The following is a 14,774-nucleotide window of genomic DNA, read 5'->3' on the forward strand; positions in this document are numbered from 1 at the left end:
AGAAAAGGTTGGATTTATGGACAATGAATTAAGAATTGCAATACTGATCGATGCTGATAATGTATCAGACAAATATATCAAGATCATTGTGGACGAGGTGGCGAACATTGGCATCGCTACCTATAAACGGATCTATGGAGACTGGACCAGTGCCAGGCTTTCTTCCTGGAAAAATGTTCTTCTGGAGGATTCTATCATTCCCATTCAGCAGTACAGCTATACTACGGGAAAAAACGCCACGGATTCGGCCATGATCATTGATGCCATGGATATTCTCTATTCCGGAAATGTGGACGGATATTGTATTGTTTCTTCGGACAGTGATTTTACCAGGCTGGCAGCAAGGCTCCGGGAATCCGGAATGCTGGTGCTGGGCATGGGCGAGGAAAAGACGCCCAAACCTTTTATTTCCGCATGTAATCAGTTTAAATATCTGGATCTTCTTTACCGCAATCAGCAGGAAGAAGAGAAAAAAGAAGATCTGGAAACTGCGGCGGAGGCAAAGAAAGCAGGAAGCAGTAATAATAAACAGAACAGTTCCGGTTCAAAGAAAAATAAAGACTTAAAAAAAGTACGGAAAACCATTAATGCCATCATCGAGAAATTTTCTGACGAGGAAGGCTGGCTGTCTTCCGGACAGCTGGGCGATCAGCTGGGAAAACGTCTTCCGGATTTTGATGTGCGTAATTACGGGTATTCCAAGCTGACTCCGTTTATCAAATCCCTGGGCAGTTATGAAACCGGCAGGATTCCTACCGGCAGTGGCGGAAGGAAACAGATTTATTTCCGTATGAAGGAGGAACGGTAATGAAGAATTATATGGCACCCATGGAAGGTGTTACCAACTGGGTTTACCGCAATGCATATCATGAATGCTTTTATCCCATGGATAAATATTTTACCCCCTTTATTACCGCCAAGCCAAACAAGAGACTCAGCAGCAAGGAAATTAAAGAAGTGTCCCCTGACACAAACGGAAAGCTTCCGGTGGTTCCCCAGATCCTGACCAATAATGCGGAAGACTTTGTCAAAACCGCACATATTTTTCGGGATGAATATGGCCATAAAGAAGTGAACTTAAATCTTGGATGTCCTTCAGGAACCGTAACAGCCAAGGGAAAAGGGGCCGGATTTTTGGGAGAACCGGAAAAGCTTGACCGTTTTCTGGACGAGATCTTTGCTAACACAGGGATGGAGATTTCCATTAAGACGCGCGTGGGCACCGATTACGAGGAAGACTGGGAAAGACTTCTTGAAATTTACAGCAAATATCCAATAAAGGAGCTGATCATCCATCCACGCATTCTGAAGGACCATTATAAGGGAACTCCGCGGTATGGATTATACGAAGAGGCACAGAGAAAAATCAAAGTTCCGCTGGGCTATAACGGAGATATTTTTTCCGTGGAAGCTTATCAGGAAATCCAGGAAAAATTTCCGGATGCGGACAGCTTCATGTACGGACGGGGGATCATTGCAAGGCCTTACCTTCTGGATGAAATTATGTGCGGAACCAGAATGAAAAAAGAAGACCGTCAGTCTCAGTATAAGCAGAAAATGCGCCAGTTCCATGACTGTCTTTATCGGGAGTATCAGGAGTACCTTTCCGGAGAACGAAATGTGCTTTTTCGTATGAAAGAACTGTGGAACTATATGGCACCGGGATTTACCAATTACGCAAAATACCTCAAAAAGATCAAAAAATCCCAGCATTTGGGTGACTATGAGGCGGCAGTTATGAGCCTTTTTGGAGAACAGGAGATTTTGTAAGTATGGATATAAAAGAAAAATTCGAAGATTTTATTGCCCAGTATCCGATTTTTGAGTATCGTCTGCTGGACACAGCTGATATCAAAGTGCAGGAACGTGTACGGACAATCTGCAAACAGGAATGTGAGCGCTATGGCAGCACCTGGGCCTGTCCCCCGGCAGTAGGAGAACTTCCGGAATGTGAGAAAAAGATTCACAGTTTTCCCCAGGCAATCTTTTTTTCCAGTGTGGCGGAAGTATCGGACATGATGAATATGGAAGAGATGCTTTCCACACGAATGGCACACGAAGATCTTACAGAAAAAGTCCGGGATTTTCTGGAGGGAGAAGGATATGAGACCTTTACTCTTTCCACGGAATCCTGTGATTACTGTAAACGATGTGCGTATCTGGATGGAAAACCCTGCCGTTTTCCGGAACATATGCATCCCTGTCTGGAAAGCTATGGTGTCGTGGTAAATGAGATCGTGGAACGGGAACAGATGGAATATAATCTGGGGGGAAATACCATTCTCTGGTTTTCCATGGTTCTGATCCGCAAATAATACATATGAAGAAATCCTCTGGCATAGATTAATGATAAATGCCGGAGGATTTTTTTATGAAAAAAATGTCGGAGTTTCTGGATCTGCCGGTGGAACCGGCGTTTCGTGAAACACAGGTGATCCTTACCGGAAAACGCCGGGCGATCGTTGAAAATTACAGGAATCTTCAGCGCTATACAAGAGAGGAGATTATAATTCTGACTCCGTCCGGCAGACTTGTGATCCATGGAAAACGCCTGGAAATTTCCTGTTATACAGCATTTGAAATGTGTGTCTGCGGACGGATCGAAAGCATTCTGCTTGAGGAGGGAAAGAAAAAATGATTCCTGGTTTTGTAAGACTGTCCGTTACAGGCGAACAGCGTGAACGGTTCCTGAATCTGTGCAAAAGCCGTGGGATAATGTTCAGGAGAATCGTTCAGACAGGAGAAAAAGAACTTCTGCTGACAATGCGGGTGAAAGATTTTTTTCTGATCGGTCCTCTTCGGAGGAAAACGGGTGTACATATTCATATCCTGAAAAAAAGAGGACCTGTTTTTTTTCTGCTGGCGTGCAGACGGAATAAACTCCTGCCGGCAGGAGTTCTGACTGTGATCGGAGTCCTTTTTTTTCTGTCCGGAAGGGTCTGGAACATTCATATAGAGGGGAATATTTTAAATCCTACGCCACAGTTGGTAGACTTTCTGGAAGAAAAAGGCATCTGTTGTGGAGTATTCAAAAAGAAGATCCACTGCAATGCACTGGCAGAAGAGATGCGGCGGGAGTTTCCGGAAATTACCTGGGTATCGGCAAAACTTTCCGGGACCAGGCTGAGTTTTGAAATCCGGGAAGGCGATACGAAATTATCTGAAGAAACATCAAAAGCTGCCTGCAGCCTTTTTTCAACTGTGGATGGAATTGTAGAGTCTGTAGTCACACGACAGGGCACTCCCCTGATCAAGAGTGGTGAAGAAGTAAAAAAGGGACAGGAACTGGTCTCCGGTATTGTTAATATTACAGATGACAGCCAGGAAGTGGTCCGTTATGAGTACGTTTTGGCAGATGCAGATGTTTATGTACGCCATATCATGGATTATTATGATACATTTCCGCTTACTGCAGAGAAAAAAGTTTACCAGGGGAAAGAAAAGCGGAGCATTTTTATCCAAAATAAAAACTGGCTCCTCGATCTGTCTCCGGCTGCAAAGAAGAATGAAGATCGTCTGATCTGTGAATACCCGTTTGTACCTTCTGAAAATTTTCGTCTCCCCATTTCCGCGGGAATCATCACCACCAGAAAATATGAAATCAGAAAAGAAAAACTGACAGAAAAGGCCGCAAAAAAACAGGCCATTCAGAGGCTTTATAATTATGAAGAAAAATTAATAGAAAAAGGGGTTCAAATATCTGAAAATAATGTTAAAATAGAAATAAAACATCAGGATTGCGTCAGCAGAGGTTCCCTTACTGTCATAGAAAAAACAGGAAAGGAAGGGCCTACAGAAAGAAAGACGCAGCCAAAAGAAAGGACACCAGAGGATGGCTAGCAGCATTATCGAATTATATGTGGATGTGCCGGCAGACCGCCAGGCGAATATTTTCGGACAGTTTGACGAGCATCTGAAGCTGATCGAACGTACTCTGAATGTAACGATGATTTTCCGGGATGGCTCTCTGAAGATCCTGGGAAGCCAGGAGGGAGCTACACAGGCGAAAGCGATCGTGGAAGAGCTGAATACTCTTGCAGGCAGAGGCAATACCATTACACAGCAGAATGTGAATTACGCACTTTCCCTTGCAATGGAGAAGATCGGTTCCGTAATGGAAGAGATCGACAAGGATTTTATCTGTAATACCATACAGGGGAGACCCATTAAACCCAAGACACTTGGACAGAAGGATTATGTGGAGCAGATCCGTAAGAAAATGATCGTGTTCGGTGTGGGGCCTGCAGGAACCGGTAAGACATATCTTGCCATGGCTATGGCAGTAACCGCATTCCGCAATGAAGAAGTTTCCAGGATTATTCTTACCAGACCTGCCATTGAAGCTGGCGAGAAACTGGGATTTCTTCCGGGAGATCTCCAGAGTAAGGTCGATCCGTATCTTCGTCCCCTGTATGATGCACTTTATCAGATCATGGGGGCAGACAGCTTTGCAAAAAATATGGAAAAAGGCCTGATCGAGGTTGCTCCTCTTGCCTATATGCGAGGTCGTACTCTGGATAATGCATTTATCATTCTGGATGAAGCACAGAATACCACCCCCGCACAGATGAAGATGTTCCTGACACGAATCGGTTTTGGGTCCAAGGTTATCATCACAGGCGATGCTTCCCAGAAAGACCTTCCGAAAGATGCCACATCAGGCCTTGATGTGGCCATGAAGGTTCTGAAGAAGATTGATGATATCGGGTTCTGCCAGCTGACCAGCAAGGATGTTGTGCGTCATCCTCTTGTACAGCAGATCGTGCAGGCCTATGATGATTATGAGAAAAAGCAGAAACCTGCCAAATCCAGGAAGGATGACAGGTATGCTGTGAAGAATAAGGAGTACAGAAGATGACCATAAATATCGAATATGAAACAGACCAGGAGCTCGGGATTGATTATGCTGCTCTTGCATCCCAGGTTGCGGATAAAGTTCTGGAAATGGAGAAATGTCCTTATGATGGACAGGTCAATCTGGTTCTCACAGATAATGAGGAGATCAAGAGAGTAAATACGGAGTTCCGGAATATTCAGGCACCGACAGATGTGTTATCGTTTCCCATGATTCCTTTTGAGACTCCGGCCGATTATTCTGTGGTGGAAGAGGATGAATCTTATTTTGATCTGGACAGTGATGAACTTCTGCTTGGAGATATTATGATCTCCGTGCCCAAGGTTTTTGCACAGGCAGAAGAATACGGGCACAGTGTAACGAGGGAATTCTGTTTTCTGGTTGCACACAGCATGCTGCATCTTCTGGGATATGACCATATGACAGAAGATGAGGCGAAAGTTATGGAAGCCAAACAGGCTGCGGCACTTAAAGAGCTTGGGATTAACCGTTAAAAATGCCGGGTAAACCGGTATAAGAGAGAAGGAAAGCGGAAAATTTTTTCCGCCTGAAGAAAAGGAGGTAATATATGAGAATGAAAAAGACAGGTATTCTGGCAGGTATCATGGCAACATGCATCTGTATTGCCCAGAGTGTTCCGGCATTTGGGGCACAGCAGGATCTGGTTGGTTTTGTCCCCAGTGAGGGAAACCAGACGGAAACGCAGGTAAAGAGTTATCTTACAGGCGAGAGTGTTCCCGAGAGCATTGGACGTCGGAGACCTGTTGCCGTAATGATGGGAAATAACATTTCCGGTGCGCCACAGAGTGGAATCGGACACGCAGGTGTAGTATATGAAGCACCTGTGGAAGGAAATATTACCCGTCTTATGGGAATTCTCGAAGATTACGATGAGCTGGAACGGATTGGCTCCGTGCGTAGCTGTCGCGATTATTATCTCTTTTATGCCAATGAATTTCAGGCAATTTATGCACATTATGGACAGGCAGCCTATGCACTGCCTTATCTGGAGCAGCACGTAATTGACAATCTTAACGGGATTCAGATGGGAAATCTGGCGTTTTTCCGAACAACAGACAGAAAAGCCCCCCACAATGCCTATACCGATGCAGCTCATCTTCAGGCAGGAATTGATGCCATGGGATACAGTCAGGAATATAAGGAAGACTATACCGGCCATTATCTATTTGCGGAAGATGGAACGGAAACAGTTCCGGATGGAATTACTGCGGCAATTGTAAAACTTGATAATTTCACAGATAATCATCCGTGGTATGAATATGATGCAGAATCCGGAGAATACCGCCGTTTCCAGTATGGAAAAGAGCATGTGGACCAGCTGGATAATGAACAGCTCACCTGTGATAATATTATCCTTCAGTATTCTTCCTGCCCGGCATATGACGGCAATGGTTATCTGAATATTGATGCCATTTCCGGTGGCGAGGGAAAATATATTACCAGAGGAAAAGCTATGGATATCCGCTGGGAAAAAGATTCCCCGTGGGGAATCACACATTATTATGATGGAAATGAACAGGAGATCCGTCTGAATCCGGGAACTACCTGGGTGGAGATTATACAGAATGACCGGATAGATTCCGTCACTTATCAGTAAATATACAGCTATCAGGAGAAACAGAAACATGAATGCAAACTACAGGGAACGTCTGAAAGACAAGAAACGTATTGTAATCAAGATTGGATCTTCATCACTGATCCATTCAGAAACAGGAAGACTGGATTTCCGTAAACTGGAAATTCTTGCAAGAGAACTCAGCGATCTTCACAACCAGGGGAAGGATGTGGTTCTGGTATCCTCCGGTGCCATTGCTGTAGGAGCTGCGGCCCTTGGGATGAAAGGCAAGCCTGCAGAACTGGAAAAGAAACAGGCATGTGCGGCGGTAGGACAGGCAAGGCTGATGACCATATATCAGAAGCTTTTTGGAGAATACAACCAGATGGTAGCGCAGATCCTTATGACAAAAAATACCATGGTCAATAACACCAATCGCCGGAATGCACAGAATACATTCAATCAGCTGCTGGCAGAAGGAGTCATTCCCATTGTAAATGAAAATGACTCGGTATCCTCCTACGAATTCCAGAATCTGGTAAAATTCGGAGATAATGACACACTTTCTTCCGTGGTTGCGGCGCTGATCGGTGCGGATCTTCTGATTCTGATGTCTGATATTGACGGACTTTTTACCGATGATCCCAATTCCAACCCGGATGCGGAGTTTATTGATATTGTGGAGAACATGGATGACAATATGCGTAAGCTTGGAAAATCTTCTACAGGAAGTAACGTGGGAACCGGTGGCATGGCAACCAAACTTACCGCTGCAATTATTGCGACAGCAGCAGGTGCGGATATGGTAATCGCAAACGGAAATGATTTTCATAATATCCACAGAATTATGGAAGGGAAAAACTGCGGAACTTTGTTTGTAGGAAACAAGAAAGAGGAATTTTTCCTCATTGATTATATTGAGAAACTGCTTTAAGGAGAACAGAAATATTATGATGGATAATATCAAAATTGACAGAATTAATGCACTGGCACACAAACAGAAGAGTGTGGGCCTTACAGAAGAAGAGAAAGTGGAACAGGCAAAACTTCGCAGAGAATATCTGGATGCGGTGAAAGGAAATCTCCGGGCGCATCTGAATAACATTGATATCAGGGAAAAGGATGGCAGCATTACCAACCTGGGAGAAAAATATGGAAGAAAAAAAGGAAATTAGAAAAAAAATATTTAAAGCCAGAAAAGAGCATGAGGATGCTTGGATTCAAGAAAAAAGCCGTAAAATTACAGAAACTCTGACACAGCTTCCGGAATACAGAAACGCAGATCGTATTATGGCCTATGCGGATTATAACCATGAAGTAATTACCCGTTATATTATCGAGCAGGCCTGGAAAGACGGAAAAGAAGTTGCGGTACCTAAAGTTTTCGGGAAAGACATGATATTTTACAGGCTGACGGATTTTTCTCAGCTGGAAGCCGGTTATTTTGGTATTCCGGAGCCGAGAGAAGACGGACAGGTTGTTTCCTGGGAAGAGGCAATGATGGTCATGCCAGGGGTGGCTTTTGATGTGAACTGTAACCGTGTAGGTTATGGCGGCGGTTTTTATGACCGTTTTCTGGAAAAACATCCGAAGATTCAGCGGGTTGCGGTTGGATTTTCTTTCCAGATGCTTCCGGAAGTACCTACAGAACCAACGGATATCCGTCCGCAGGTTATTGTCACGGAAGAACAAGTATACCGGGATATTCAGTAAGATGGACATAGAATTGATATGAACAGAAAGAAAGGCAGGAATATTTGGAAATGAATGAAATGCTTGAAAAACTGGGACAAAATGCAAAAGATGCAGAAACTGTCCTTCGAAATCTTTCTACAAACGACAAAAACAAAACTCTTGAGGCTGTAGCATCAGCTCTGGTAAATCATACAGAAGAAATTCTCAAAGCCAATGCGCTGGATGTGGAAAATGGAAAAAAGAACCAGATGCCGGAAGGTCTGATTGACCGTCTGATGCTGACACCGGAGCGTATTGAGGGAATGGCGGACGGACTTCGCCAGCTTACAGGTCTTGAAGATCCTATTGGAGAAGTAACCGGTATGAAAAAACGTCCCAACGGACTTCTTATTGGGCAGAAACGTGTTCCGTTAGGGGTAATTGGAATTATCTATGAAGCCAGGCCGAATGTAACTTCTGATGCGTTTGGACTTTGTTTTAAGACCGGAAATGTTGTGATTCTGAAAGGTGGAAGTGATGCCATTCATTCCAATACTGCAATTGTAAAATGTATCCGTGAGGCAGTAAAAGATTGTGGCATTACAGAAAACGCAATTCAGCTGATCGAAGATACTTCCAGAGAGACAGCTGCGGAATTTATGAAAATGAATCAGTATGTGGATGTGTTGATTCCACGAGGTGGGAGAGGGCTGATCAAGGCTGTTGTAAACCAGAGCACAATTCCGGTAATTGAGACAGGAACTGGTAACTGTCATATTTATGTGGACGAGACAGCAGATCTTTCCATGGCAGCAGATATTGTCATCAATGCAAAAACACAGCGTGTGGGAGTCTGCAATGCATGTGAATCCCTTCTTGTAAACCGAAAAGTGAAAGATGCTTTCCTGCCGGTACTGGCAAAACGTCTGGATGAGAAACACGTGGAAGTCCGCGCAGATGAGGCAGCCGGTGCCCTGATGCCTGGAGCTGTTCCTGCAACGGAAGAGGACTGGGGAACGGAATATCTGGATTATATTCTTTCCGTAAAAGTGGTGGATTCCGTGGAAGAAGCCATTGCTCATATCAATAAATATAATACGAAACATTCAGAGGCGATCATTACCAATGATTATACTCATGCACAGAAATTCCTGGACGAGGTAGATGCGGCAGCGGTCTATGTCAATGCATCTACCAGATTCACAGATGGAAATGAGTTCGGATTTGGGGCTGAAATTGGAATCAGTACACAGAAACTTCATGCCAGAGGACCTATGGGACTGCTGGCACTGACAACAACCAAATATATCGTATATGGTAATGGACAGGTGCGTCCATAAGAATACATAGAGTGAAGCGGATTGTTGCGTCCGCTTTACTTTTTTGAAGTGTTGTGCTATACTTTTCCCAGTTAACTGGGGGTTGAGAGAGAGACTAACTCAAACAGGAGGACATATAAATGAAAAAAAAGCAACTTTTTGCAGTTCTGCTTGCCGGTTCCATGACAGTGGGAATGGCACCGGCCGCTGCCTTTGCTGCTGAAGATACAGCAGTTACGGAAGCACAGCAGACTGCAGATGATAATACAGAAGCTGCAGAAGGAGCAGATGCAGGAGAACAGGCTGCAGAAGAAACTCCTTCAGAAGATACACAGGCACAGAGTGATGCCGGCGAGCAGACCGCTTCGGAGGAACAGGCCCAGGCGGAAGAGCAGGCCGCAGTGGAAGAAGCTGCACAGACCCAGGAAGAAGTTCAGCAGGAGCAGACAGCTGCGGAAGGAAATGTTGTTACAGACGAAGCCGGACTGGTTGCTGCCATTAATTCTGCAGCCAATCTGGAAGATCCAAATAACGCTGCTGAAGCAGACCTTACCAAAATTGTTGTCAGCGGGACCATTTCGATTACCAATACAATTACAGTTCCGGCAGGAAAGGGAATTGTGATTTTAGGTGCAGATGAGAATGCCCAGATTAATCGTGCAGATGGATTTGCCGGTGATCTTTTTGCTGTAAATGGTGCCCTTTATATGGCAAAAAAAGACGCAACAGAAACCGAAAGTGCAGGAACTCTTTCTGTTGATGGATCTGTTGGAGATTCGACACAGGTGGCAGGCTCCCTGATTCATGTAGCTGCCGGTGCGAAGTTTTCCATGACAACAGGAATCAAACTTATCAATAATACAACTTCCGCATCTGGTGCGGCTGTTTTCAATGAAGGCGGAATTGTTCAGATTACAGGTGGTACCATTACAGGCAATAAATCTGATAAAGGTGCCATTTACAGCACTGGTTCCATCTTTGTAAAAAAAGGTGACGGAGCAGCGGATACAGAGCCTGCTGTTACCGGAAATACAATGACAGACGGACAGACTCCGGCGAACATTGTTCTGGCAGGTACCGATGGAAAGATCGTTGTAAGTGGAGCGCTTACCTCCCCACAGATTGGTTTTTCTGTTGAAAATGTGGCTGAGAATTATGTGGCAGTTGCAAAAGCAGACGATGTATCAGACAGTGATTTTGCCAGTGCACTTACAATTCTGGCATCCCAGTATGAGGGAGATAAGAACTATAAAGTCGATTCCGAAGGAAAACTGGTTTCCAACAGACCGACTGTTCAGATTACAGCGACAGAGTGGAAGAGCGGTGCAGCCACTGCAACGGCAACCATCAGTTCTGATAAGGCAGGTACATACTGTTATGCGTATGTCAAGAAGGGCGCGGCAGCTCCATCTATTGAGAACAGTACCGAAGGCGGACACGTGGATGCCAATGGAACAGCCACAATTAAACTTGATAATCTTACAGACAGTGCCATTGATCTGTATGTATGGGTAAAAACGGATGATGGTGCAGTAAACGCAGAACCTGCAAAGACAACCATCACAAAAGCAGCAGATCCGGTAGTCAAACCGGTGATTAAGGCAGTTACCTCCAAATGGGCAAGCCGTACACATGTAACTGTAACACTGAATTCCACCAAGGCCGGTACCTGCTATTATAAATGGGTGAAACGTAATGCTTCAGCCAAGAACGATAAGAAGAATAAAGTTTCTGTCAGCAAGGCTGGTAATTTCAAAGTTACTCTGGAAAATCTTGATGCAAACAGCGCCATTGATCTGTGGGTATGGTTTGTAGACAATGACGGACAGGAAGTTTCCAAGCAGATAAAATTGAATGAGTCCAGACGTCCGAAGGCAGAAACGCAGACAAAAGCGTCCCTTCGCTGGACAGGCTTCAGCTGGAGAGATCACTCTTCTGCAACTGTTAATCTGATTATCGGAGCAGATGGTACCTGTAATTATACCTGGAAGGAAAAAGACTCCAATAAAGATGGCGGAAGTGGAAAAGTAAGCATGAAAAAGGATAAGTCTTTTGCCATTGAGCTGAATAATCTTCCAGATAAAGAAATTGAGCTGTATATTACAGCAAAAGATTCCAAAGGAAATGACATTTTGTTACAGCCGACCATTAACGGCGTTGTAAAAACTGCGAAATCCTTTAAGATTACGTTATCTGAAAGCAGCAGACCGGCGATTCCGACTCCGTCTCCGACAAATGTGCCGGATGCCTATGTACCGGATGTCAAAGAAAGTGTCGTACAGGGACTTGACGATGCATTACAGTTCTATCCGAATACATTCTATGAGTTTACTGTTATCGGTGCAGGAACAACTAACGAGAATCCTAATGAGGGAGATGTAAAATGGGTTCCGATTTACTGGAGCACGGTTGCAAATCCAACTTCCAAACAGCAGCATACTGCATGGAAGATTGGTTCCACATCCGGAATCAATAAAGAGGCTACTTATAATCTGTATATCTTCTTCCAGAAATATATTTATACAGGTGGCCAGTGGAACGCAATGGATACGGTAGAATCCGCAGTATACCAGTTTAAATCCGCAACACTGACGCCATCCGGAACTCCGGGAGCAGACGGAACAGATGGAAGCGGCGGACAGACCGGTTCTGATCCGGATGTAACGGTAACAGGAGAGGCATCCGCAACTTCTGCCAATGGTGATGGAACCAGCTCCAGAAATGCAGTATCCACAGCAGATAATTCACCGATTGGAACCATGGCTGCACTTGCAGGCGCATCCCTTCTTGCAGGAGGTTATGTACTTGTCAGAAGAAGAAAAAAAGAGAATTGATTGCACAATAGCCAGAATAGCATAAAAAGATAAAAGAAAATCACCGGTTTCTTGTATTTCAGGGAAACCGGTGATTTTTTATGAAATGAATGCAAATGTTTTTTACAGATTTTTTTTCTTATAGATAAACCAGGATGCTGCCACACTGAAAGCAGCAAGATAAACAAACAGTATCAGAATACTGAGGTAATTGACGGCTCCTCCGGAAGCGATAGTCCGGATTAAATGGCTGGTCTGTGACAGGGGAAGTGCTGCCACAAAGTTTCCAAGAATTCCCGGAATCTTTTCCGTAGAAAAGAAAGTATTACATAAAAATGCCATTGGCATAATGATATAGTTGGAAAAACGTGGTACATCAGCATGGTTTTTTGCAAGGAAGGAAACGACCACTCCAATAGCGGAAAAGACAGCTCCATTCAGGAACATTACCAGAAAAGACCATCCGTTAAATACAAGGCCTGTTCCGATAGGCATAGTCAGAAGAAGAATAATGCCACCTGCATAAAGTCCACGAAGGCTGCCGCCGATAATCTGTCCGGCAATAAACTGCCAGAGAGGTGTAGGTGAGATCATAACCTGATCAAAGGCTTTTTCATACAGACGTTGCACATTCAGATTCTGTGCAATTGCATTGAAACTTCCGTTCATGGTAGTCAGTGAAACCACACCGGGGATCAGAAAGTTCAGATAAGGTTCTCCGTGCGAAGAAGTCTGAATTCCCATCCCAAAGACAATAAGATACATCAGAGGTGCAATCATGGCAGCCAGTGTGATCTTATAGAAATCTCTTCGAAATTCGACCCATTTTTCCCATAAAATAGTAAGTATACCCATGATAATTCATCGTCCATTCTATTAAATTGTATATAAGTATGTTATCGTTGCATCAGATGTCTGCCTGCCCGTTCCACAAAAACATCTTCCAGAGTTGTTTCGCGAAGTGTGCACTGTCCGTCCAGAGCGGACAGGAATGTAATAGCTTCTTCTCTGCTATGGAAATAATGGCTTTTGGCTCCCGAAGAAGTTTCCTGATCAACGGTATATTTTCCAAGACTTTCGATCAGACCGGATGGAGTATTAATTTCTTCCAGTTTGCCATGGTCCATAAGAGCAACCCGGTTGCAGAGAGACTGGGCTTCCTCCATATAGTGGGTAGTAAGAAGGATTGTGAGATTTTTCCCGTTAAGCTGACGAAGAAGATTCCACATCTGTCGTCTGGAAAGGGCATCCATTCCTGCAGTCGGTTCATCAAGAAGAAGAATTTCCGGGCTGGTGAGAAGTGCGCGGCATACCATAAGTTTACGTTTCATACCACCGGAAAGTTTACGCACCGTTCGTTTCCGGAAAGGAAGAAGCCCGCAGAAATCAAGAAGTTCCTCGGTTTTTGCCTTGATTTCCTTCCGGGGCATAAAATACAGACGGCCCTGATATTCCATAATTTCATCCATGTTCATGTCCTGACGCATGGAATACTCCTGCGTGATGACACTGATTTTGCGTTTCAGATCCGGTCGGTTGCGTCCAAGTGTCTGCCCGTCAATCTGGATTTCTCCTTCCGTGGGCAGAAGCAAAGTGGAAAGCAGACTGATCGTAGTGGTTTTTCCTGCACCGTTGGGGCCCAGAAGTCCAAAAAATTCGCCGGTTTCTATACGAAGATTCAGAGAATCCACAGCAGTGAAATTGTCGAATTTTTTGGTGAGATTTTTGGTTTCGATCATCTCTGTTCATTTCCTTTCGTTTGTATACAAATTTCTCTCTATTATACTTGAAAGAAAAGGATATTTCAACAACCCTGGTGGGTTCTTTACAGAAAACAGCCGGTGTGATATAGTTGTACAAAATGACTTATGGGAGATGGAATGAGAGATGAAATACAGAACAGGAATAAGAATGCTGACGTTTGTGATGCTGGCGGTGATGCTGTTATGTCCGGCACAGATACTGGCGGCAGAAGGGATAAGCGGAGTGAAAACAGATCTTACGAATGGAGAATATTCCATACAGGTAGATCTGGAAGGCGGAAGTGGTAAAGCCAGTGTCTCTTCACCGACACTGATGCTGGTGAAAGATGGAAGAATGTATGCAGAGCTTCAGTGGAGCAGTTCCAATTATGATTATATGATTGTAGATGGTGAGAAATTTCTCAATGAAAGCGAAGAAGGCAGAAATTCTGTTTTTACAGTACCGATCACGGTGCTGGATGATAAAATGGAAGTAATTGCGGATACTCTGGCGATGGGAGCACCTCATGAGATTAATTATACGCTGACTTTTTATGAAGATTCCATCGGATCAAAAGGACAGCTGCCCCAGGAAGCTGCAAAAAGAGTGGTTGCAGTTGCATTGATAATTATTGTCGGTGGAGGAATATTGAATTATTTCGTAAATAAAAGGAATCGGTGCTGAGCCGGTTCTTTTTTTATGTGTTTCCGCATACATAGATAATAGAATGGCAGTACGGAAATGGAAAAAAGAAAAAATATCCAACTGCGGCTTTATGGATCGGAGGAAAGAAA

At 44.2% G+C, this 14,774-nt stretch carries 16 protein-coding genes; 14 read left to right on the forward strand and 2 right to left on the reverse strand.

The window, feature by feature from the left end; all coding sequences use genetic code 11:
- Positions 1-16 precede the first annotated feature (16 nt).
- From KQI39_RS01005 to KQI39_RS01065, 13 genes are all read left to right on the forward strand, one after another.
- The gene (locus tag KQI39_RS01005; protein ID WP_173761716.1) at positions 17-808 is read left to right on the forward strand and encodes an NYN domain-containing protein; all 792 of its coding nucleotides are present in this window, start codon (positions 17-19) and stop codon (positions 806-808) included.
- Positions 808-1,770 (forward strand): tRNA dihydrouridine synthase, encoded by a 963-nt coding sequence (locus KQI39_RS01010; RefSeq protein ID WP_216415841.1) that lies wholly within the window; start codon positions 808-810, stop codon positions 1,768-1,770. Before KQI39_RS01005 ends, KQI39_RS01010 begins: the two co-directional genes overlap by 1 nt.
- A gap of 2 nt (positions 1,771-1,772) precedes the next feature.
- Positions 1,773-2,315, forward strand: coding sequence for a DUF2284 domain-containing protein (locus KQI39_RS01015; RefSeq protein WP_021977754.1), 543 nt, complete (start codon positions 1,773-1,775; stop codon positions 2,313-2,315).
- 56 nt (positions 2,316-2,371) lie between these two features.
- On the forward strand, positions 2,372-2,638 hold the full coding sequence (locus KQI39_RS01020; RefSeq protein WP_021977755.1) for a YabP/YqfC family sporulation protein: 267 nt from the start codon (positions 2,372-2,374) through the stop codon (positions 2,636-2,638).
- A complete protein-coding gene (locus tag KQI39_RS01025) occupies positions 2,635-3,840 on the forward strand; it encodes a sporulation protein YqfD (RefSeq protein ID WP_216415843.1) in 1,206 nt (401 codons plus the stop codon). The genes KQI39_RS01020 and KQI39_RS01025 overlap by 4 nt, the downstream gene beginning before the upstream one ends.
- Positions 3,833-4,858: a PhoH family protein gene (locus KQI39_RS01030; RefSeq protein ID WP_174087680.1), complete on the forward strand. Its 1,026-nt coding sequence runs from the start codon at positions 3,833-3,835 to the stop codon at positions 4,856-4,858. The genes KQI39_RS01025 and KQI39_RS01030 overlap by 8 nt, the downstream gene beginning before the upstream one ends.
- Positions 4,855-5,349, forward strand: a complete 495-nt coding sequence (ybeY, locus tag KQI39_RS01035) for an rRNA maturation RNase YbeY (RefSeq protein ID WP_015524845.1) — start codon at positions 4,855-4,857, stop codon at positions 5,347-5,349. Before KQI39_RS01030 ends, ybeY begins: the two co-directional genes overlap by 4 nt.
- Before the next feature lie 74 nt (positions 5,350-5,423).
- Positions 5,424-6,473, forward strand: a complete 1,050-nt coding sequence (locus KQI39_RS01040; RefSeq protein WP_243278970.1) for a DUF3048 domain-containing protein — start codon at positions 5,424-5,426, stop codon at positions 6,471-6,473.
- A gap of 28 nt (positions 6,474-6,501) precedes the next feature.
- On the forward strand, positions 6,502-7,365 hold the full coding sequence (gene proB / locus KQI39_RS01045) for a glutamate 5-kinase (RefSeq protein ID WP_148447976.1): 864 nt from the start codon (positions 6,502-6,504) through the stop codon (positions 7,363-7,365).
- 19 nt (positions 7,366-7,384) lie between these two features.
- The gene (locus KQI39_RS01050; RefSeq protein ID WP_148448053.1) at positions 7,385-7,606 is read left to right on the forward strand and encodes a DUF896 domain-containing protein; all 222 of its coding nucleotides are present in this window, start codon (positions 7,385-7,387) and stop codon (positions 7,604-7,606) included.
- The gene (locus tag KQI39_RS01055; RefSeq protein WP_173761713.1) at positions 7,584-8,144 is read left to right on the forward strand and encodes a 5-formyltetrahydrofolate cyclo-ligase; all 561 of its coding nucleotides are present in this window, start codon (positions 7,584-7,586) and stop codon (positions 8,142-8,144) included. The genes KQI39_RS01050 and KQI39_RS01055 overlap by 23 nt, the downstream gene beginning before the upstream one ends.
- A 50-nt stretch (positions 8,145-8,194) precedes the next feature.
- Positions 8,195-9,445 (forward strand): glutamate-5-semialdehyde dehydrogenase, encoded by a 1,251-nt coding sequence (locus tag KQI39_RS01060; protein ID WP_216415845.1) that lies wholly within the window; start codon positions 8,195-8,197, stop codon positions 9,443-9,445.
- Between the two features lie 119 nt (positions 9,446-9,564).
- Complete coding sequence (locus tag KQI39_RS01065) at positions 9,565-12,258, forward strand: hypothetical protein (protein ID WP_216415847.1); 2,694 nt, start codon at positions 9,565-9,567, stop codon at positions 12,256-12,258.
- 102 nt (positions 12,259-12,360) lie between these two features.
- Here the strand turns inward: KQI39_RS01065 and KQI39_RS01070 are convergent, their stop codons facing one another.
- On the reverse strand, positions 12,361-13,092 hold the full coding sequence (locus KQI39_RS01070; protein ID WP_148447968.1) for an ABC transporter permease: 732 nt from the start codon (positions 13,090-13,092) through the stop codon (positions 12,361-12,363).
- 41 nt (positions 13,093-13,133) lie between these two features.
- Positions 13,134-13,976, reverse strand: coding sequence for an ABC transporter ATP-binding protein (locus KQI39_RS01075; protein ID WP_148447966.1), 843 nt, complete (start codon positions 13,974-13,976; stop codon positions 13,134-13,136).
- A 148-nt stretch (positions 13,977-14,124) separates the two neighbouring features.
- On the opposite strand from KQI39_RS01075, the gene KQI39_RS01080 reads away from it, so the two are divergent.
- The gene (locus tag KQI39_RS01080) at positions 14,125-14,664 is read left to right on the forward strand and encodes a hypothetical protein (protein ID WP_253293010.1); all 540 of its coding nucleotides are present in this window, start codon (positions 14,125-14,127) and stop codon (positions 14,662-14,664) included.
- The last annotated feature ends 110 nt before the right edge of the window (positions 14,665-14,774 follow it).

The sequence above is a fragment of the Blautia sp. MSJ-36 genome, from assembly GCF_018917985.1.
Taxonomy (GTDB): domain Bacteria; phylum Bacillota; class Clostridia; order Lachnospirales; family Lachnospiraceae; genus Blautia_A.